Origin of the sequence: Symbiopectobacterium sp. (assembly GCF_047692315.1) — a bacterium.
Classification (GTDB): domain Bacteria; phylum Pseudomonadota; class Gammaproteobacteria; order Enterobacterales; family Enterobacteriaceae; genus Symbiopectobacterium.
The window spans coordinates 45,053-64,755 of the sequence record NZ_JBLLJS010000027.1; the positions used below are offsets into that span (position 1 = coordinate 45,053).

The 19,703-nt window shown below is 53.7% G+C and carries 12 protein-coding genes, 2 tRNA genes and 6 pseudogenes; 7 read left to right on the top strand and 13 right to left on the bottom strand.

The window, feature by feature from the left end; genetic code table 11:
• Nucleotides 1–331: 331 nt before the first annotated feature.
• The 4 genes and pseudogenes from ACMZI0_RS16495 to ACMZI0_RS16510 form a co-directional block, all read left to right on the top strand.
• Nucleotides 332–496: pseudogene (locus ACMZI0_RS16495) on the top strand (glutathione S-transferase); the annotation flags it as partial.
• A 199-nt stretch (nucleotides 497–695) separates the two neighbouring features.
• The gene (locus tag ACMZI0_RS16500) at nucleotides 696–1,565 is read left to right on the top strand and encodes a LysR substrate-binding domain-containing protein (protein WP_415673787.1); all 870 of its coding nucleotides are present in this window, start codon (nucleotides 696–698) and stop codon (nucleotides 1,563–1,565) included.
• A gap of 111 nt (nucleotides 1,566–1,676) precedes the next feature.
• A complete protein-coding gene (locus ACMZI0_RS16505; protein ID WP_415673771.1) occupies nucleotides 1,677–2,504 on the top strand; it encodes a DMT family transporter in 828 nt (275 codons plus the stop codon).
• 20 nt (nucleotides 2,505–2,524) lie between these two features.
• Nucleotides 2,525–3,415 (top strand): annotated as a pseudogene (locus ACMZI0_RS16510) (oxidoreductase).
• Nucleotides 3,416–3,803: 388 nt separating this feature from the next.
• Here ACMZI0_RS16510 and ACMZI0_RS16515 read toward each other — a convergent pair.
• The 12 genes and pseudogenes from ACMZI0_RS16515 to orn form a co-directional block, all read right to left on the bottom strand.
• Nucleotides 3,804–3,879 (bottom strand) — tRNA-Gly (locus tag ACMZI0_RS16515).
• A 171-nt stretch (nucleotides 3,880–4,050) separates the two neighbouring features.
• Complete coding sequence (locus ACMZI0_RS16520; RefSeq protein WP_415673772.1) at nucleotides 4,051–4,977, bottom strand: D-2-hydroxyacid dehydrogenase; 927 nt, start codon at nucleotides 4,975–4,977, stop codon at nucleotides 4,051–4,053.
• Nucleotides 4,978–5,088: 111 nt separating this feature from the next.
• Nucleotides 5,089–5,388 (bottom strand): ArsR/SmtB family transcription factor, encoded by a 300-nt coding sequence (locus ACMZI0_RS16525; RefSeq protein ID WP_415673788.1) that lies wholly within the window; start codon nucleotides 5,386–5,388, stop codon nucleotides 5,089–5,091.
• 11 nt (nucleotides 5,389–5,399) lie between these two features.
• Nucleotides 5,400–6,436 (bottom strand): annotated as a pseudogene (locus ACMZI0_RS16530) (cation diffusion facilitator family transporter).
• 190 nt (nucleotides 6,437–6,626) lie between these two features.
• On the bottom strand, nucleotides 6,627–6,989 hold the full coding sequence (locus ACMZI0_RS16535) for a DUF535 family protein (RefSeq protein WP_415673773.1): 363 nt from the start codon (nucleotides 6,987–6,989) through the stop codon (nucleotides 6,627–6,629).
• Entirely contained in the window at nucleotides 6,986–7,435 is a 450-nt protein-coding gene (locus ACMZI0_RS16540; protein WP_415673774.1) for a DUF535 family protein, read from the bottom strand. Before ACMZI0_RS16540 ends, ACMZI0_RS16535 begins: the two co-directional genes overlap by 4 nt.
• Before the next feature lie 212 nt (nucleotides 7,436–7,647).
• Nucleotides 7,648–9,174, bottom strand: a complete 1,527-nt coding sequence (gene abgT / locus ACMZI0_RS16545) for a p-aminobenzoyl-glutamate transporter (protein ID WP_415673775.1) — start codon at nucleotides 9,172–9,174, stop codon at nucleotides 7,648–7,650.
• 152 nt (nucleotides 9,175–9,326) lie between these two features.
• Nucleotides 9,327–10,779: pseudogene (locus ACMZI0_RS16550) on the bottom strand (M20 family metallopeptidase).
• A gap of 1 nt (nucleotide 10,780) precedes the next feature.
• Nucleotides 10,781–11,849 (bottom strand): annotated as a pseudogene (locus ACMZI0_RS16555) (amidohydrolase); the annotation flags it as partial.
• Between the two features lie 32 nt (nucleotides 11,850–11,881).
• Nucleotides 11,882–12,007 (bottom strand): annotated as a pseudogene (locus ACMZI0_RS16560) (AAA family ATPase); the annotation flags it as partial.
• 157 nt (nucleotides 12,008–12,164) lie between these two features.
• A tRNA-Gly gene (locus tag ACMZI0_RS16565) sits at nucleotides 12,165–12,240 on the bottom strand.
• A 163-nt stretch (nucleotides 12,241–12,403) separates the two neighbouring features.
• Nucleotides 12,404–12,964, bottom strand: coding sequence for an oligoribonuclease (gene orn, locus ACMZI0_RS16570; protein ID WP_415673776.1), 561 nt, complete (start codon nucleotides 12,962–12,964; stop codon nucleotides 12,404–12,406).
• 184 nt (nucleotides 12,965–13,148) lie between these two features.
• Between orn and rsgA the strand changes: the two genes are divergently transcribed.
• The 3 genes from rsgA (at nucleotide 13,149) to mscM (ending at nucleotide 18,603) form a co-directional block, all read left to right on the top strand.
• Nucleotides 13,149–14,204 carry a small ribosomal subunit biogenesis GTPase RsgA gene (gene rsgA, locus ACMZI0_RS16575; protein ID WP_415673777.1) on the top strand — a complete coding sequence of 352 codons (1,056 nt, stop codon included), beginning with the start codon at nucleotides 13,149–13,151 and terminating at the stop codon, nucleotides 14,202–14,204.
• Between the two features lie 69 nt (nucleotides 14,205–14,273).
• Nucleotides 14,274–15,218, top strand: a complete 945-nt coding sequence (gene asd, locus ACMZI0_RS16580; protein WP_415673778.1) for an archaetidylserine decarboxylase — start codon at nucleotides 14,274–14,276, stop codon at nucleotides 15,216–15,218.
• Nucleotides 15,219–15,285: 67 nt separating this feature from the next.
• Nucleotides 15,286–18,603: a miniconductance mechanosensitive channel MscM gene (gene mscM, locus ACMZI0_RS16585; protein ID WP_415673779.1), complete on the top strand. Its 3,318-nt coding sequence runs from the start codon at nucleotides 15,286–15,288 to the stop codon at nucleotides 18,601–18,603.
• 74 nt (nucleotides 18,604–18,677) lie between these two features.
• Here the strand turns inward: mscM and epmA are convergent, their stop codons facing one another.
• The gene (gene epmA, locus ACMZI0_RS16590) at nucleotides 18,678–19,655 is read right to left on the bottom strand and encodes an elongation factor P--(R)-beta-lysine ligase (RefSeq protein ID WP_415673780.1); all 978 of its coding nucleotides are present in this window, start codon (nucleotides 19,653–19,655) and stop codon (nucleotides 18,678–18,680) included.
• Nucleotides 19,656–19,703 lie beyond the last annotated feature (48 nt).

The following is a 19,703-nucleotide window of genomic DNA, read 5'->3' on the forward strand; positions in this document are numbered from 1 at the left end:
TTTCTCACCGTGCGAGTTTTGTTTAAAGATGCCGAAACAATATATTTATGCTTGATCCTGACGCGATATCTGCATGACTTAAATTATCTTAAACCGTAGCGTATGTCGTTCCTGAAGATTTAAATTCCAGCCTGATGCAGATTATCCGTTTAAGCTTTCCGTGATCGCTTTCGATAACGTCACATTGGTGCTCAATCTGTTGAAGCGCCATCATAGCCAGGCATTTCTCGCCCCGTTTCAGCAATGCCTGTGATCTGCTGCCAGTAGCAAGAAAATATTATGCTGATGTATTGTTTTTAAAAGATTAATCATACAGAATGGCATTCGATGTGTGCTCAAAATACTTGGCAAAACAACATCAAAAAATGTGCGTAAAGTGCCCTGGACCTGTGAAGAAACGGGGCAGGATTACGTTCAGGAAAATTACGGTAGCGGACTTGCCTCGAAGGAAACCGATATATTTCGCGCCATAACCCCGAAGGCCATGGCACCGGTGTTTGAAGTCAGGTATTTAATCAGCCCGGGGATTGGTGCAGATATATTTCTGACAGTTATTAATCAAACACGGAGAGCTAACGCTGTGCGACCATCCGTAATATTAACAGTTGCTTTATTTATCTCTTTGTCGCCGTATCTTTTGCAGAGAATCCGGCATATCGTGTTATGAGCATTAGCTCATCAATAGGAACAGAATGATGCGTCACCTTCCCCCTACAGCCACGCTGCGCACATTTGAAGTCGCCACCCGCCACACTACTTTTACCTCAGCTGCAGAAGAACTGTTTATTACGCAAAGCGCAGTCAGCCATCAGTTGAAAAACCTGGAGGAACTCTGGGATCTGCAGCTTTTTGAGCGAGGTAAAACCTTCAACCTGACGCCTGCAGGCGCTGCGCTGGCTCCTATCGTGCGCGAATTTTTTAGCAAGCTGGAAACAACACTTGCCGATCTTCGTGAGCAAAATGGCCAGGCACGATTGCGCGTTAACACCACATATTCTTTCACTCTGAAGTGGCTGCTACTACGCCTGCCAGATTTGGCGCGTTTGCATCCGGAGATTCTGGTGACTCTGGGAAGCACGGATAGCCCCATTAACTTCGCCAGCACAGATTCCGATGTGGCGATCCGCTTTGGTCACGGTAATTATCCAGCGCTGCACACGGAATTTATGTTCCGTATGCAGCTGTTTCCGGTTGCCAGCCCGGCACTATTACAGCGCTTTGGAACACCCAGTGAACCTGCCGAACTGCTGCGCTATCCGCTTCTGACACGTGACGGTGCGGATCTGGTGCCAAAATGGGACGTCTGGTTTAAGCTGATCGGCATAAATACTGATGTGTTGCACGAAAGCGTACGCTTCGCCGACACGAATATGACGATTGAAGCAGCGCTACTGGGTCAGGGCATTGCATTAGCGTGTAGCGGACACGTTGAAAAAGAGATAGGCGATGGCAGTCTGGTGCGGCTCTTTAACGTACCTTTTCCTTCCCCGGCTGCCTATTACTTCGTCTGCCCGAGAGGCATCGAAACGCAGCCGCACATCATAAAATTCCGTAGCTGGCTATAGGCAGAATCACAACAGGCGCAGTTCAGTTACCGTTGAGGCATGAGTATTTACTCATACATGAATGACAACACTTCACTTTTAATCCAAGCACGTGCTGTTTAGTATCAGCACATGCCTGGACATATTATTTTGCTTACATTATTCGCCGCCCTGCTGCATGCCAGCTGGAACACCTTATTACGCGGCGGCGCTGACCGGTTGTGGTCGATGACCATTATGTGTCTGACGATCTCCCTTACCTGCGCCGTAATCGCGCTGTTTCTGCCTCTACCTGCCAGTGCCAGTTGGCAGTACGCACTACTTTCAGCGCTGCTGCATGTCGGCTATAACCTGTGTCTGGTACACAGTTATCAGTACGGGGATCTCGGGCAAACCTACCCGATTGCGCGCGGTTCTTCGCCGCTGATGGTGACCTACGCGGCGGAAATATTCGCCGGGGAAAAAATTGAATTTAGCACCCTTGGCGGCATCACGCTGATTTACGCTGGTATTCTGATGCTTGCCGTAAAAGGGGGTAAACTGGCGATGCCGGGCCTGCAATATACCCTGGCAACGGGTTTTTTTATCGCCGCGTATAGCGTGGTGGATGGTATGGGCGTACGCGTGTCCGGCAACGCGCTCTCTTATACCGTGTGGATGAGCGCATTATGGGGTGTGCTGATGTCAGTACTCTATATCGCGCTGCGTGACAGTAAAAGTTTACTGCGCTGGCGACCCGGTTTACTCCATGCGGCAGCGGGTGGCCTTGTTTCGCTGCTGGCATACGGCATCATTATTTATGCGATGACGGCTGCACCAATGGGAGCAGTCTCAGCGCTGCGCGAAACCAGCGTGCTGTTTGCCGCGGTATCAGGTTATCTGTTTCTCGGGGAAACGTTGACGCTGAGAAAAATGCTGTCGTGTACGGTGATTGTCACCGGCACACTGATGATGGGCTGATCAAAGCAGGAGAACACAAGATGTCTGACCATCCTTCGATTGCTCTTGTTGGTCCGGGTGCTATCGGTACCACCATCGCCGCGGTACTGCATGAAGTTGGGCGCAAGCCAGTCCTTTGCGGGCGCACCTCGCATCCGCAGTTAATTCTGCGTCACGATGACGGTGAAGTTGTGGTGCCAGGTCCGGTATTGAGTAATCCGGCGACTGTCAGCCAACCGTTCGAGCTGGTGTTTGTTGCGGTGAAAACCACCCAGGTAGCTGACAGCGCCAACTGGCTGGCCGCGCTGTGCGATGAAAACACCGTGGTATGTGCACTGCAAAATGGCGTCGAGCAGAAAAACCAGCTGGAACCCTACGTCAACGGCGCAAAGGTGCTGCCTTCGGTAGTGTGGTTTCCGGCACAGCGTGAGTCGGATGCCTCAGTCTGGCTGCGCGCCAAACCGCGCCTGACGCTGCCGGATGTTCCGCAGGCAAGACGGGTAGCTGCTGCGCTCAGCGGCACACGCTGAGCGGCTGAGCTGTCAACCGATTTTATCTCTATCGCCTGGCGCAAACTGCTGCAGAATGCGGTCGCTGGTCTGATGGTACTTGCCAATCGTCGTGTCGGGATGTTCTCACGCATGGATATAACTGAACTGGCACTGGCTTACCTGTGTGAGTGTCTGACGGTAGCCCGTGCGGAAGGTGCAGTACTGCACGATAACGTTCCGCAGGAGATCGTTGACGGTTTTCATCATGCCCCAGCGGATCTCGGCACCTCCATTCTCGCCGACCGCCAGGCCAACCGCCCACTGGAGTGGGATATCCGCAACGGCGTGATACAGCGTTATGGTCACTCGCATGGTATTTCTACGCCCATCAGCAACGTGCTGATACCGCTGCTGGCGGCAGGGAGTGAGGGACCAGGTTGAAATCGTTAACTACAGGAGTGTTTGCAAGACAATGACACCCTGAATTGCCACAGGTTTGAGCGATATATCCAGACTATTGAGATGACTAAAAGAGTGTCCGTATGCAAAATGCGACGGCATGCCTGCTTCTCGCTCACAGCCGACAGAGATCCATCAGTGCCAGGCGCAGGTACCGGTGGAGGTATGAAGCGCGGCCAGACTGATTTTTGATGTCAAGGACGTTACTGCATTCTGTGCGCCCAGTGCATCTCATGGCGTCATAAAAACATAAACCTGTCGGTTATTAGGGAATGCGGTAATTTGGATATGCGTATCGATTATCAATCGAAAAGACAACTTTCGCTTAATAATACTGCGACGCTTGCAGGGTAAAAATGAAATAAAATTTTGGAGCGGGAAACGAGACTCGAACTCGCGACCCCGACCTTGGCAAGGTCGTGCTCTACCAACTGAGCTATTCCCGCTGAGGAAGTGTATTTCTGTTAATCGTAATACCTTGAATATATTTCATTTATTCAGCGCATCGTGTTAACGGTGAGCATTATGTACCAATCATTTCGGGCTGGCAAGCCCTTTTCAGTGAAAATGCGCGCAAGTGGTCATTCCCTGCGCGCCTGCACTCAATGCCAATGTTTTCAATACTCGCGCGAAAAATCGACCTCGCTACGTAATGCAACGCCTTGAGTATAGCGTTGCAGGTTATCCAGAAACAGATCCGCCATCAGCGCGGGGACCATAGGTCCAGCAATATGCGGTGTCAGAGTCAGATTGGGCGCTAACCAGAATGGATGCTCCGGCGGCAGCGGCTCCTGGCGGAAGACATCCAGCACCGCACGCGCCAGTTTCCCCGCATGCAGCGCCGCCACCAGATCGTCATCCACCACGGACGTGCCACGCCCAACGTTGATAAAGACGGCAGAAGGCTTCATGCGTGCGAACAAGTCTGCGTTATACAGGTCCTGCGTTCTGGGCGTATCCGGCAATAGGTTTACGACATAATCAGCCTGTGCCACTTCCTGCACCAGCACATCAATGCCAGAAACGCGCTCAAAACCAGGAAGCGCACGCGGCGTATTAACGATCCCATGCAGCGTCACACCAAACGAGCGCAACATGGCAGCCACCTCGGCACCAATATCCCCAGCACCAACGATCAGCAACGTTTTCCCGGTCAACAGCCCGGACAAATGGCGATCCCATACCTGCCTTTGCTGCTGTGCCTGCAACGCAAACAGGCGCTGCTCATGCGCCAACAGGTGCGCCAATATGTATTGTGCAATCGGCTGACCAAACACTCCCACTGCGCGGCTTAAACGGTAATCTTGCGGGAGATGTGCGGCAAGCAATGGCTTGAAGCCAGCCCAGGTGGATTGCGGCCATGCCGGGCGGTGTCCGGCAGCCAACAGCGATACCGCCCGATCCGGTTCACCAAGCCAAATGTCACAGCGCGCGATGGCGTCTTCACCGTCATCAGGAAAGCAATAGGCCAATCCCGACGCTTTCGTGCTCAATAGCGCATGCAGCTCCTCAGCCCGAGATTCCAGTAAAAGAATCGCCCCCATTTCTCCCCCTCACGTTATCAACGGTAGCCGTAAGAAAACCACAGCTACCCTACCCGTAGCGAAAAGCCCCTGGCAACCCTTTCAGCATGCAGGCCCGTTTTCTGACAGACGTCACTCTTCCTCTTGTGATTCGCCAATATGGTTAACCATGTCCAGCAACATGGTCGTGACATGATGATCCGCCACGGTATAAAAAATCTGGCGTGACCGGCGTTCTCGCTTCACCAATCGCGCTCCGCGTAGCAGACGTAAATGGTGACTGACCAGCGACGGTGAAAGCGCCAGATTTTGCGCAATATCCCCAACAGCATGTGGCCCCGCCAGACAGAAATGCAAAATGCGCAAGCGGGTGGGATCGCCCATCAGACAAAACGTTTCTGACAGGATGGTGGTTTCATGCAGAGAAAGCATGGCATAACGACTCAATGTACGTGCCCTCGCGTAACAGATGTGTCCGTATCATGATGATGAGAATGATCGTCATGATGTTGATGTGTTTCCTTGAGCGGTGACAGGCTGCATGTACAGGCCGCCTCGTCTTCATCTCCCCAGTCAATTGCAACCGTTGCGTACTCTACGCGAAAACGGGCATAAAGTTCGCGCTCTACCTGCCGAACAACCTGACGCACGTCAGCCTCCTCTTTGGCGCGCACATGCAATGTGGCCAGAGTCCGACCCGAGGTGATCATCCATACGTGCACATGGTGGATGTCTGCAACCCCCGCTACGTTGTCTTTAAGGTAACGTTCAATCTCTTGCGGCATCGCATTGGCGGGTGCCCCCTCCAGCAGAATGCGCAACGATTTTTTTTTAACAATGCCCATGCGCTGCGCAAAATCAGCACCGAAACCACCAGCGACAGAATCGGGTCGATAGGCGTCCAACCGGTAAAATAGACCACAACAGCCGCAGCGATAGCACCAATGGAGTCAAGCAGATCGCCCATAACATGCAGCGCAGCACCTTTGATATTGACGTGTTCGCTATCACCGCGCGTCAAAATCCAGAACACTACAATATTGACCAGCAGCCCGACGATCGCCACTACCAACATCGGCACCGCCAGCACGTCGTGCGGCTGGCGAAAGCGCAGCCAGGCTTCGTAGGCTATCCAGATGACGATAGCGAACAGCGTCAGCGCATTGATAAAGCCGGCAATAACTTCGAAACGCAAATAACCAAAGGTACGTTTGGTGTCCGCATGATGGCGGCCAAAACGGAAGGACGCATAGGACAGCGCCAGCGCAGCGGCATCCGTCAGCATATGTCCCGCATCCGCCAGCAGTGCCAACGAACCGGAAAGCACACCGCCCACAACCTCCACCAACATAAAGGTAAAAGTAATCACAAAAGCGATCAGGACGTTACGCTCATTCGACTGCGTTACCGTCGGCGCATGGTCATGATCGTGCTCTTGATGAGGGTGAGAATGAGAGCAGGAGAGGTCACTGGCAGCAATAATCACATTGCTTAGCCGTCACGTTCTCATACCAGTCAGGCCTTGGCGGCTTCATTTCAATGCGTGCAGTTGTTGATGGATTTCCGCCAACACACCGTTCGCACGCTGATATTTCGCACGCTTTTTACTGGCAACCTCATCCATCGAGTGTCTTGCGTGCGATACACGCAGCGGCAATTGACACACGCCGTCAGGCCGCAATTGTCCCCCCCCCCACTGAGAGCCAAAAGGCTTCATAATCTGCATGAAAACTGGTTTTCTTTTTACGCCAGTAGCGCCAGTTCTGGTAAACATGCGTATGATTGCCTACCGCTATTATGCACTCCACGCCCAACACCTCGCCAAGCCCGCAGGCGGCTTCAAGTACCAAGTGTTTGGGAAATAACCCATGGCAATCACGGGTTACTTGTGAGATGCGTGTCTTCTGTTGTTGCAGGTGTCGCGTTGGTCCTTGTAACCCGCCAATAAACAACGCCCTCTTTCCTTCAAACTGCATCACCGTCATGGTCATACGCGCCAGTGGCATCCCATCGACACACATTTGGAGGGTCATCTCCCCCTCTTTGTCCAATGAAGAATGGGAACCCAATTGTCCAATGAAGAATGGGAACCCAACAGCAACGCGTAAGATTCACCGCTTTTGCCCTGAAAATTGACAATCGGAACACCGCCGGGCGTGAGCATCAGACGACTTAATGTTGGGGTGGAACGGGCTACGGCATCATAGTGATAGCAGAGCGCGGCCAAGGTATCGCGGGCAGAAAAGTGGCTAGAGAGGTATGGCCGTTGAAGTTTATCAGGCAGCGCCATTTGGGCATACAGCATCTGTGCCCGTTGCGGATGACTGGCAATATAGTGTAGCCAGTTCAGCGTCAAAACCGGGTGAAGGAGCGAGCGTGCCAGAAATTTGAGACGATAAGCAGGCTTTAGCCAAACGCTCTTCTCATAGGGGTGAATATCACCGCGCAGCAGATGACCGAGCAACTGCCAGCGATTCATTGGGGATGATATTTCATCAAATATTGCAAGTGCCATAAAGACTATTATGATGGTTTTGATTCAGAAACAAACCACTAAATCCTACTCAGTCGGTGGCTAAACCGTTATGCAATAATCTTTCAGGAAGCAACCCCATCCCCATTTTGTTTATTATTAGTTTATGATAATACATCAAATTGGCCTGTCGCTGCCGATGTGATGTTTCCCCCTTGTCAGGACAAGCGCGGATAAATCCCTGGGCCGATAGGCAATCCCAACGCATACCAGGCGACCAGCAAAATCAGCCAAACGGTAAAAAACACAATGGGATAGGGGATGACTAATGAGTAGTAGGTACCCAGCTTGGCATCCTTGACGTAGCGCTGTAAAAAGGCCAGAAACAGCGGGAGAAAGGGCGATACCGGTGCCAATGGAATAACTGACGAGTCTGCTACGCGAAACACAATTTGCGCAAAAGCCGGATGAAAGCCCAGCAGCATGAACATCGGTACAAAAATAGGTGCCAGTATCGACCAGATAGCAGAGCCGCTGGCGATGAACATGCACAAGAAAGCGGACAGGAAAATCAGACCCACGAACGCGGGGATTCCGGTCATGCCTAATGACTCCAGCAGATCCGTTAATCCGATGGCGATAAATTTCCCCATGTTGCTCCAGTTAAAGAAAGCAATAAACTGTGAAAGCGGAAACACCATCACGATAAAACCGGCCATCCCTTTCATCGGATCCACCATCAGTTGCGGCAGATCGTTTTGCGATTTTATCTGGCCGGTGACGATGCCATAAGGAATGGAGACGACGAAAAAGAACAGAATAATTAAGGGAACAATCCCCTGAATGAACGGCGATGGCATGACGGTGTGTTTCACCGGATCGCGCAACGGCCCCCATTCCGGCACAACCAGCAAGGCCACCAAAGCCAGAAGTAACAGCGCCGCAATCCCACCGGCACGCAGCCCTCGGTTTTGCTCCGGCGTTAACTGCGCCAGATGCTCATGACGCTCACCTTGATAAGGCGGTAAGCGCGGCTCAACAAACTTGTCGGTGACCAGTGCGCCAACGATCGTCAACACCACCACTGAGGTGGACATAAAGAACCAGTTATCCACCACGCTAACATGAATCGCCGGATTGATAGCCTTTGCCGCTTCAGTGCTGAGACCGGAAAGCAGCACATCGGTGGTGACAATCAGCATATTCGCAGTAAAGCCGGAGCCAACCCCCGCGATCGCCGCCAACAACCCTGCAACCGGGTGCCTGCCCACAGCCAGAAAGATTAACGCTCCCAGCGGTGGCATCACCACCAGCGCCGCATCGGATGAGATATGGCTAAAGAACGCGATGAACAGCACCATGTAACTGGCATATCGCGCGCTGACACGCGTCGCTATCTTGTACATCAGCGTTTGCAGCAACCCGACCCGCTCTGCCAGCCCAGCCCCCAGCGCCAGCGCCAGAACCGCCCCCAGCGGGGCAAAACCGCTAAAATTCTTGATAACGTTGGGCAACATCCATTGCAGCGCTTCAACACTGAGCAGGTTTTTTACCTGTACCGTTTCACCATTGGCAGGGTTCACCGCCGTCAGCCCCAGCCAGGAAAACAACGCGCTCGCGACCATCAATGCGACAATCAAATACACAAACAACAGAAAGGGATTGGGGATCTTGTTGCCGATCCGTTCAACCCACTTAAATAATCCTCCTGGCAGCATCTGCTCGCTTTGCGCTGCAACACTCATGGTGCTTCCCCCGTACTCGATGTTTTATGTGATGTTGTAGATAGGTATTTTTTGTTGTGTCTTTTTCGTTGTGTCTTTTGCGTTATACAGCATGGCGCGCGGCGGGAACGACGCAGCACAACCGGTTACTATCTGGGCAAATCTGAACCGAGCTATCCCTGTAATGGCGCGGGCTGGATACGGGCAGGGATCGGACAGTGATAGGGCCTCTCCTGCCGCACCGCCTGCCACTCCTCACGGCAGGCCTGCAACAGCGTGGCGTCGCTGAACAGCGCCAGTGCCGTGGCAGACATCACCTTTGCAGCCTGTACCATGCCTTTGTGCGCCAGAGATGTGCGCCCCTACGCCACCGCTTGCCAGGTGTGCAGTGGCGTACCGATGGCGTAGCAGGGGCTAAAACATTGTGCGATGGGCACCAGCCAACTGACATCACCCACATCCGTCGAGCCCGGCAGTACAGCTTCGGTGGGTGCATAGGGAGCGACGCTTTCTGTCAGCGCTTTATCGCGCAGCGTGCGGCTAAAGGCTGTGCCCGCTGCACCCCCCCGTGCGCGCTATCGTCGACAAACTGCTGGCGATATCCTCATCGCTCAGCGTGCGGGCAATTTCGGTAGCGTAGGCGCGCTCATGGGCATCGTATTCTGGAACGCCAAACTCCTACACAAAGCCGTACATCGCCTGCTCCAGGGTGCGGTTAGGGGCATAATTGGAACAGGCTTTATCAAATCGCACCGTCAGCGTGGTTTCTGTCATCAGCGCGGCACCTTGGGCGATTTTCACCACGCGCTCATAAATCGCCTGAGCATCATCCAACTGAGGCGCACGCACCAGATAGAGCACTTCGGCATCCGCCTGAACCACGTTGGGCGCATGGCCGCCCGTGTCCGTCACTGCGTAGTGCAACCGGGCTTCCGGAATAATGTGTTCCCGCAGGAAATTGGCGCCGGTGTTCATCAATGTCAGCGCGTCCAGTGCGCTACGACCAAGGTGGGGAGCCGCGGCGGCATGTGCGGCCTTGCCTTTGAAACGAAATGCCGCCTGAATATTTGCCAGAGTAGGCGTACAGAATATGCCGCTGAAGGTTTCCGGATGCCAGGTAAGGGCGGCATCGACATCATCGAATACCCCTTCACGCGCCATAAAGATTTTGCCTGAACCGCCCTCTTCCCCCGGGCAGCCATAAAAGCGAATGGTGCCCGACTGCGGATGCTGCTCCAGCCAGGCTTTAACGGCCAGCACACCGCCCAGCCCCGCCGTTCCCAGTAAGTGGTGGCCACAGCCATGACCGTTGCCGCCCGCCGTCACCGGTGACGCAACAGCGCATCCCACCTGTTGGCTAAGCCCAGCCAGTGCGTCGAACTCACCGAGCAGGGCGATAATCGGCTTACCGCTGCCAAAGCTTGCGACAAAAGCGGTATAGATATTGGCAATACTGCGCTGTACCTGAAACCCTTGCGCCTCCAACTCCCCCGCCAGACGCTCTGCGGAGTAGAGCTCGGTGAAACTGGTTTCCGGGTGATCTCAGATATCATCCGAAATCGCCGCCAATTGAGCGGTACGCGGCGTGAGAAACTGATTGATGAAATCAACGATGGATGCCGTCATCTCAGCCTCCAAAGTCATGGATATTGAGTGCCAGCAGCGCCAACGTCGTGACGGCCACCGCCATCACGCTCTCATCAAAATCAAATTTTTCGTTGTGATGCCCGGCGCTGATATCCGTACCAAACACCACATAGGAGGCCAGACCGCCGTGTGCTTTTACCCGCTCCATCAGGTAAGTGGCATCTTCTGATCCCGCAGCGTCAGTTTGGCTATCGATGATGTGGGTCAGCCCCGGAACCTGTTCAGCCTGCTGATGGATAAATCTCACCCATGCCGGGCTGGGTTTACTGCTTTGTGCCGCGCCCATCAGGGCGATATCAACCTCGACGCCGTGCATGTGTGCAGCGCCTTCAATCACTTTTAGCGCCTGTTGGTAGACGAAATCGTTAACGTCATTGGTTGAGCCACTCGTTTCCACCTTCATGGTGGCGCGAGACGGCACCACGTTACGCCCGGTTCCTGCCTGAAGCACGCCCACATTAATACGCGAACTGCCTGCGCTGTGGCGTGGAATGGAGTGTAGCCCAAGCGTCGCCCGCGCTGCCGCCAACAGTGCATTGCGCCCTTCTTCCGGTCGGCCGCCAGCGTGTGAAGCAATGCCACGGTAAGTCACGTCCAGTTTGGTGGCCGCCATAAAAGTATCGTTGCCGCACACCACATGGCCGCGAGGCACGCCGGTGCCAATATGAATTGCGGTAAAATAGTCGACATCATCAACCACGCCCGCTTCTGCCATCGATTTTCCCCCGCGCGTCCCCCTCTTCAGCGGGTTGAAACACAATCTTGATGGTGCCGCACAGATGCTCACGCATCTCCATCAATACCTCAGCCAGCCCAAGGCCAATGGTGGTATGACCGTCATGACCACAGGCATGCATCATGCCGGCGTTGCATGAGGCAAAGCCTTCACGGAAAGGGCGATGGTCATCTGTCAGTTGTTCGTTAAGATCCAGCACATCCATATCCACGCGATAACCGATAACCGGCCCGGGACGCCCGGTTTCCAGCGTTGCAACCAGACCAGTAAAACCACCGGAGAAGTGAGGCAGCCATTGCGGCAACACGCTCTGTTCTTCCACGGCAGGGCATCACCGCCTAAACGCGTTTCTTCACGCACAATGCGTTGACCGGGTTCTTCAATAACGGCATAACCACGCCGATTTAGCTCAGCCAGTAGCGTCGTTTTGCCGCCGCCAGAACAGCCGGAAATAATCACGAAACGGTTCATAGGATGACTCGCGTGCGATATGGAAAATCGATGAAAAAATGAGGAGGAACAGGATATTAACCACGAGCGGCTGACACTGTGACGAATATATAGAACAAAAGAAAATGACAGGTATCACAGGTATCACAGGTATCACAGGTATCAACAGAAAAAAACTTGGAGCGGGAAACGAGACTCGAACTCGCGACCCCGACCTTGGCAAGGTCGTGCTCTACCAACTGAGCTATTCCCGCAGGAATAACCATCTTCACTCGCACCACAAATCTACTGCGGTACGGGGTGCGAATTATACGAGAAATCGTTGCCACCGCAAGCCCCTGACCGCGAAAAAATGACTGACTGCCGATAAAAACAGCAATTTCGCAATCTGTCGGGCAAAAAACCGCCCAGTCCTCACTACAGCCGAATAAAATGCTCGCGATAGTAGGCCAGTTCTGCCACAGAATCGCGAATATCGTCCATCGCCTGATGCGTTCCCTGTTTTTTAAGCCCGGCCATAATCTCCGGCTTCCAGCGTCGAGCTAACTCTTTCAGCGTGCTGACATCCAGATAACGGTAATGGAAATAGGCTTCCAGCGCGGGCATATAGCGAAACAGGAAGCGACGATCCTGCCCGATACTGTTGCCACAAATGGGGGATTTCCCCACCGGCACCCACTGCTGCAAAAAAGCAATGGTTTCTAATTCAGCCACGCGTTCATTGTAGGCACTGGCCTTAACACGTTCGGTCAGACCGCTGGCGCCGTGGGTGCGCACGTTCCAGTTATCCATCAACGCTAATTGTGCATCGGATTGGTGTACCGCAATCGTCGGCCCCTCGGCCAACACGTTGAGGTTGGCATCGGTTATCAGCGTCGCAATTTCAATAATGCGATCCTGCTCCGGATCCAGCCCCGTCATTTCCAGATCAATCCAAATAAGATTATTTTCGCTTACCAGACTATTTTCAACAGACATACATTTACCCACCTTTTCCAAGCAACGCATTTTGAGCACAAGGTTGGCATTATGATACCTTCCATCCCCCACGAGGAGAAAACCGCGTTGCCTGAAAATCGGCATCAGTTAATTAAAATGAAATAGCGTGTATTATAGTCTCTTCAGCCATCGTGGGCGATAACCACAGTTCAAGCGAGGCTCAGTGAGCAAAAATAAACTGTCCAAAGGACAGCAACGTCGGGTAAAAGCGAACCACCAACGCCGTCTCAAACATGCCGACAGCAAAATAGAATGGGATGACAATCAGCTGGAAGATCCGCAGGAAGGCATTATTATCAGCCGTTTTGGCATGCATGCGGATGTCGAAGCGCAGGATGGCATCATCCATCGGTGTAATATTCGCCGCACCATCAAGTCACTGGTGACCGGCGATCGCGTTGTTTGGCGTGCCGGCAAAGAGACGCAGGCGGGAATCAGCGGCATCGTTGAGGCGGTTCATCCGCGCGAGTCGGTACTGACACGCCCGGATTTTTATGACGGCGTTAAGCCCATCGCGGCCAATATCGATCAGGTGGTGATCGTCTCCGCGATTTTACCTGAATTGTCACTGAATATTATCGACCGCTATCTGGTGGCTTGCGAAACACTGGGCATCGCGCCCCTGATTGTGTTGAACAAAACAGACCTGCTGGATGATGCAGGCCGCGCGTTTGTGGATGAGATGATGGATATCTACCGTGCGTTACAGTATCCGGTGATCATGGTGTCGAGCCACACGCAACAAGGCATGGAAACGCTGGAGCACGCGTTAACAGACAGGAGCAGCATTTTCGCCGGGCAATCCGGGGTCGGCAAATCCAGCCTGCTGAACGCGTTACTCTACCCGGATGAAGCGCAAATCCAGGTTAACGCCGTATCCGATGTGTCTGGGCTGGGTCAACACACCACCACTGCCGCGCGATTGTATCACTTCCCCCACGGCGGTCATGTGATTGACTCCCCCGGCGTGCGTGAATTTGGTTTGTGGCATCTGGAACCGGAGCAGGTCACACAGGGCTTTATCGATTTCCGGCCCTATCTCGGCACCTGTAAATTTCGCGATTGCCGCCACGATAACGATCCCGGCTGCGCCCTACGTGCAGCTGTAGAGCGTGGCGATATTGCCGCAGAGCGCTTTGACAACTATTACCGTATTCTGGAAAGCATGGCGCAGGTAAAAACGCGTAAAACCTTCTCCGGTTCTGATACGGACCACTGACATTTACCGCATCCATCGCTACAATGCGCCCCTTTTTAGATGGGCGCATAAAAACCTAAGGGGCTCACTGTGCTGGATAAACTGAAAATCGCCTTACAATACTGGCTACCGAAAATCGCATTGACGCGGCTAGCAGGCTGGGGTGCAGACAAGCAGGCTGGCTGGCTGACCAAAGGGGTTATCGATCTTTTCGTTCGCTACTACAAAGTGAACATGCAGGAAGCGCAACCCCCGGATACAGCAGCCTATCGGACGTTCAATGACTTTTTCGTGCGTCCACTGCGCCCGGACGTGCGCCCGATTGATCCGCATGCACACCATTTGGTGCAACCTGCGGATGGCGTGCTGTCGCAAATGGGCACCATCGTAGAAGGCAAACTGATTCAGGCCAAAGGCCACAACTATTCGCTGGAAGCACTGCTGGCCGGCAACTACGTGATGGCCGAACACTTCCGTGACGGCCTGTTCGCCACCACCTATCTCTCACCGCGTGATTACCACCGTGTCCATATGCCGTGTGACGGCGTGCTGCGTGAAATGATCTACGTACCGGGCGAGCTGTTTTCCGTCAATCTGTTTACCGCTGACAATGTCCCCAATCTGTTCGCACGCAACGAACGCGTGATCTGCCTGTTCGATACCGATTTTGGCCCGATGGCGCAAATTCTGGTAGGCGCTACCATTGTCGGCAGCATTGAAACCGTCTGGTCCGGCACCGTTACGCCACCGCGCGAAGGCATTATCAAGCGTTGGACCTATCCTGCTGCGGGTGAACAAGGTGCGATCGCTCTGCAAAAAGGGGAAGAAATGGGTCGCTTCAAATTGGGGTCTACGGTGATCAACCTGTTTGTTCCCGACACGCTTCAGTTTGCTGCGCATCTGAATATCTTGAGTGTTACGCGTATGGGCGAACCGTTTGCAGAAGCCAAAATCGTTGATCCCGAAGAAGCAGCGCCAATAGCAGCAGAGTCGGTGCCGGATAGCGTGGACCGAGCGCGATCAACACGGCGATGACGTGACTCACCCCACGCCTTAAGTAACCTGTATACCAGCGATCCTGCGTGAAAGAGGGAGAACAACCGTGCGTCAAATACTGATTTTCTTCGTGACTGTTCTGCCCTCTTTCACCACATTGGCAGCGCCAGTGCCCAATGAGGCACTGGTGCGCCAACAGTTGGAACAGGCAGAAGCCAATAAAAATACCCCCGATCAGGCCGACATTGTCGAACAGTTTCGCCTTGCGTTAAACATATTGCAGGAACGCAAAGAGTCGCTGGCACGCACAGAGCAATATCAACACGTTATTGATGATTTTCCCAAGCTGACACAGGAACTGCGTCGTTTGCTGGCGGCTGAAGAAAATAAAGCTACCGCCGTCAACGACAAGCTTTCCGTTGTCGATCTGGAGCGAAAAGTGGTGCAAACCAGCAGCCAACTGCTGGATCAATCGCGCCAACTGCAACAAGAACGGGAACGACCGCGTGAAGTGATCGATTCTCTGGCCCAACTGCCGCAGCAACAAACCGAAGCCAGCCGGGTATTAAACGAAATTGATCGCCAAATCCAATCGTTAGGTAACCCGGTGACGCCGCTGGTTCAGGCACAGTTAGTTTTACTGCAAGCGCAGCAGGCGCTGCGCCAAAGTCGGGTTGATGAACTGGAACTGGCGCAGCTTTCCGCCAGCAATCGTCAGGAACTGTCCCGCTTACGCGTGGAACTCTACCAACTGCGCCATGACAGGTTGGATCAACAGTTACAGGCATTACGCACCAGCATCAACAGCTTACGCCAGCGCGAAGCTGAAAAAGTGCTTGAGCGTACAGAGCAGTTGGTGGAACAGGGTGATGATTTGCCTGCCGTTATCAGCGAGCAGCTGCAACTTAACCGCGAACTTTCTCAGGAGCTGAATCAGCAGGCGCAACATCTCGATCTGATTGCCTCTCAGCAGCGTCAGGCTACGACCCAAACGCAGCAGGTGCGGCAGGCGCTCAGCACGTTACGTGAGCAGGCACAGTGGATTGGGGCATCCACAGTGCTGGGCGAAGCGTTGCGCGCGCAGGTGGCGCGACTGCCGGACATGCCTCAGCCGCAACGACTGGATACCGACATGGCCCAGTTGCGCGTACAACGTTTACGCTACGAAAACCTGCTCAGCGCTGCCCGAACCGCAGAACGCCCCAGATTAGATAACTGCACGCCGACCAGTAACAACCAGCAGTGCGTACTCGGCGATCAAATACGTACTCAGCGTGATTTGCTCACGTCGCTCATTTCCGGCACCGATGCGCAAATTCTTGAGCTGACCAAACTCAAGGTCGCCACTAGCCAGTTGGAAGAAGCGCTGCTGGAAATCCGCGAAGCCGTTCACCGCTATCTGTTCTGGGTCGCGGATGTGAATCCCATTACCTTCGCCTTCCCGGTGCAGGTGATTCAAGCCCTATACCACTTGCTCTCGCTGGATACCTTTACCCAGCTCAGCAGTGCCGTCATCATGGTAGTGACCAGCCGCGAAACCGCGTTCCCCTTGATGGGAGCGCTGATTTTGGTCGGTTTCGGCATCAGTTTTCGCCGCCACTACAATGCATTTTTGGAGCACGCCAGCAGCCGTATTGGCAAAGTCACGCTTGACCACTTTTCGCTGACGCTGCGCACCGTGTTTTATTCGCTGCTGACCGCGCTCCCGCTGCCTGTGCTATGGGCGGCCCTGGGATACGGTTTGCAAAACGCGTGGCCCTACCCCGTTGCGGTCGCTATTGGTGGCAGCGTGACCGCAACTGTCCCGTTGATGTGGCTGGTGATGGTCAGCGCGTCATTTGCGCATTCGAATGGGTTGTTTATTGCCCACCTACGCTGGTCGCTAGAGCGCGTAGCGCGCGCCATGCGCTACTACCGATTGTCGATCGCCTTTATTGTTCCGCTGATCATGGCGATCATCACGTTTGAAAACCTCAACGAGCGTGAGTTTTCCGGCACACTGGGCCGCCTGTGCTTTATTTTACTCTGTCTGGCCTTAAGCCTGGTGACCAACAGCCTGAAACGGGCGGGCATTCCGCTCTACTTAAATAAGGAAGGTTCCGGGGAAAATACCATCAACCGCGCTCTGTGGAACCTGATGATCAGTGCGCCTCTGATTGCAGCGCTGGCATCGGGTGTGGGATATCTGGCCACGTCGAAAGCATTGTTAGTACGCCTGGAAACGTCGGTTGCCATCTGGTTCTTCCTGCTGGTGGTGTACCACGTTATACGGCGCTGGATGCTGATTCAACGCCGACGCATCGCGTTCGACCGTGCCAAGCAGCGGCGTGCCGAAATATTGGCTCAGCGCGCACGTGGCGAAGAAGAGGCTGGCATCTCAACGGAGACAACATCAGACACCATTGAGGAGCCCGTGGTCGATCTGGATACCATCAGCGCCAAATCACTCCAGCTGGTACGCTCCATTCTGACACTGATCGCACTGGTGTCGGTGATCGTCTTATGGTCAGAAATCCATTCCGCGTTCAGCTTTTTGGAAAACATCAACCTGTGGGAAGTCACTAGTACGGTGAAAGGGGTCGATAAGGTACAGCCGATTACACTCGGTGCCGTGCTGATTTCTATCCTGATTTTCAGTATCACCACGCAGGTGGTACGTAACTTGCCCGCACTGCTCGAGCTGGCGTTGCTTCAGCACCTCGATCTCTCCCCCGGTTCTGGCTATGCCATTATCACCGTTAGCAAATACATGCTGATGCTGATTGGCTGTCTGGTTGGGTTCTCTTTCATCGGGATTGAGTGGTCACAGCTCCAGTGGCTAGTTGCAGCCCTTACCGTAGGCCTGGGCTTTGGTTTGCAGGAGATCTTCGCCAACTTTATCTCCGGCCTGATCATTCTGTTTGAAAAACCGATCCGCATTGGCGACACAGTGACAATTCGCGATCTCACTGGCAGCATCATGCGCATCAATACCCGGGCCACGACCATCACGGATTGGGACAGAAAAGAGATCATCGTGCCCAACAAGGCGTTTATCACCGAACAGTTTATCAACTGGTCGCTGTCGGATTCAGTGACGCGCGTGGTGCTGACCATTCCTGCACCGGTCGATGCCGATAGCCAAAAAATCACCGAGCTTCTGCTCAATGCGGTGAAACGCTGTCCGTTAGTATTGGAAAACCCACCGCCAGAAGCATTCCTGGTGGATTTGCGTCAGGGTATCCAGATTTTTGAATTGCGTATCTTTGCCGCAGAAATGGGGCATCGCATGCCGCTGCGTCACGAGATTCACCAGTTGATTCTGGAAGCCTACCGAGAGAACAACATGGAGATGCCGTTCCCACCGTTCCAGGTGCAAATGAGTTCCGTGCGTATTGATGGACGCAGCCCGAGTTCAGCCAACCGACCGGAAGGTGGGTTGTAGCAGACTGAAAGAGTCAGAGAGAAAGAAACGTGCTGTGCCTTCCTCCGCGCACGCGGAGGAACGGCAACCAGTGATTACGACCGCCCCACGGTAAACGCCATCACTTCACCAATGGTTTCTGCTTTGAGTGCCAGCATAATCAAGCGATCCACGCCCAGGGCGACACCTGAGCATGAGGGCATTCCCTGTTTCAACGCCGCCAGCAGATATTCATCTATCGGCTGTTGCGAAAGCCTGTTCGCGGCACGTTTACGGTTATCCTGCTCAAAACGCTGGCGCTGCTCATCGCTGTCCGTCAGTTCACGAAAACCGTTTGCCAGCTCGATGCCTTTGAAATAAGCCTCAAAGCGCTCAGCCACACGGTGGTCCTCTGAACTGATTTCAGCCAGTGAGGCCTGCGATGCCGGGAAATGGTAAACAAAGGCCGGCTTATCATGCCCGATATGCGGCTCCACGCCGAAGGTAAACAGCATTTGCAGCAGCGTGTCACGATCTTCTTCACGACTGGCGAGATCGCCCATACCGAGCTTATCGGCGGCTTCACACAGCTGCGCTTTTTCCGCCGAGAGCGGATCCACGTCAAGATGACGCTGAAAAGCCTGCTGATAAGAGAGACGCTCCGCGCTTTCACACTCCAGTACTTGCTGTAATAAATCGTCCACTTCGTCCATCAGGCGATACATATCGTAGTGGGGGCGATACCACTCGAGCATGGTGAACTCCGGATTGTGATATCGCCCGGACTCTTCATTACGGAAACTACGGCACAGTTGAAAGACAGGTCCACTGCCCGCGGCGAGCAACCGCTTCATGTGGTATTCAGGGCTGGTCATCAGGTAGAGCGTCATCCCTTCAGAAACACCAGGCCCGACAAAACGCGTCTGGAACGGCACCATATGTACATCCGTCACCGTTGCCTGACTCATGGCCGGTGTTTCCACTTCCAATACACCGCGATCGGAAAAAAAACGCCGAATTTCAGAGACTATTGCTGCACGCTTCAATAAGTTTTCAATGGTGGCGGTGGGCTGCCAGAGTGCGCCTTCGCACATGTTTCTTTACTCCTAACGCAAACAGGGGGTGCAGTCTACCCGCATATT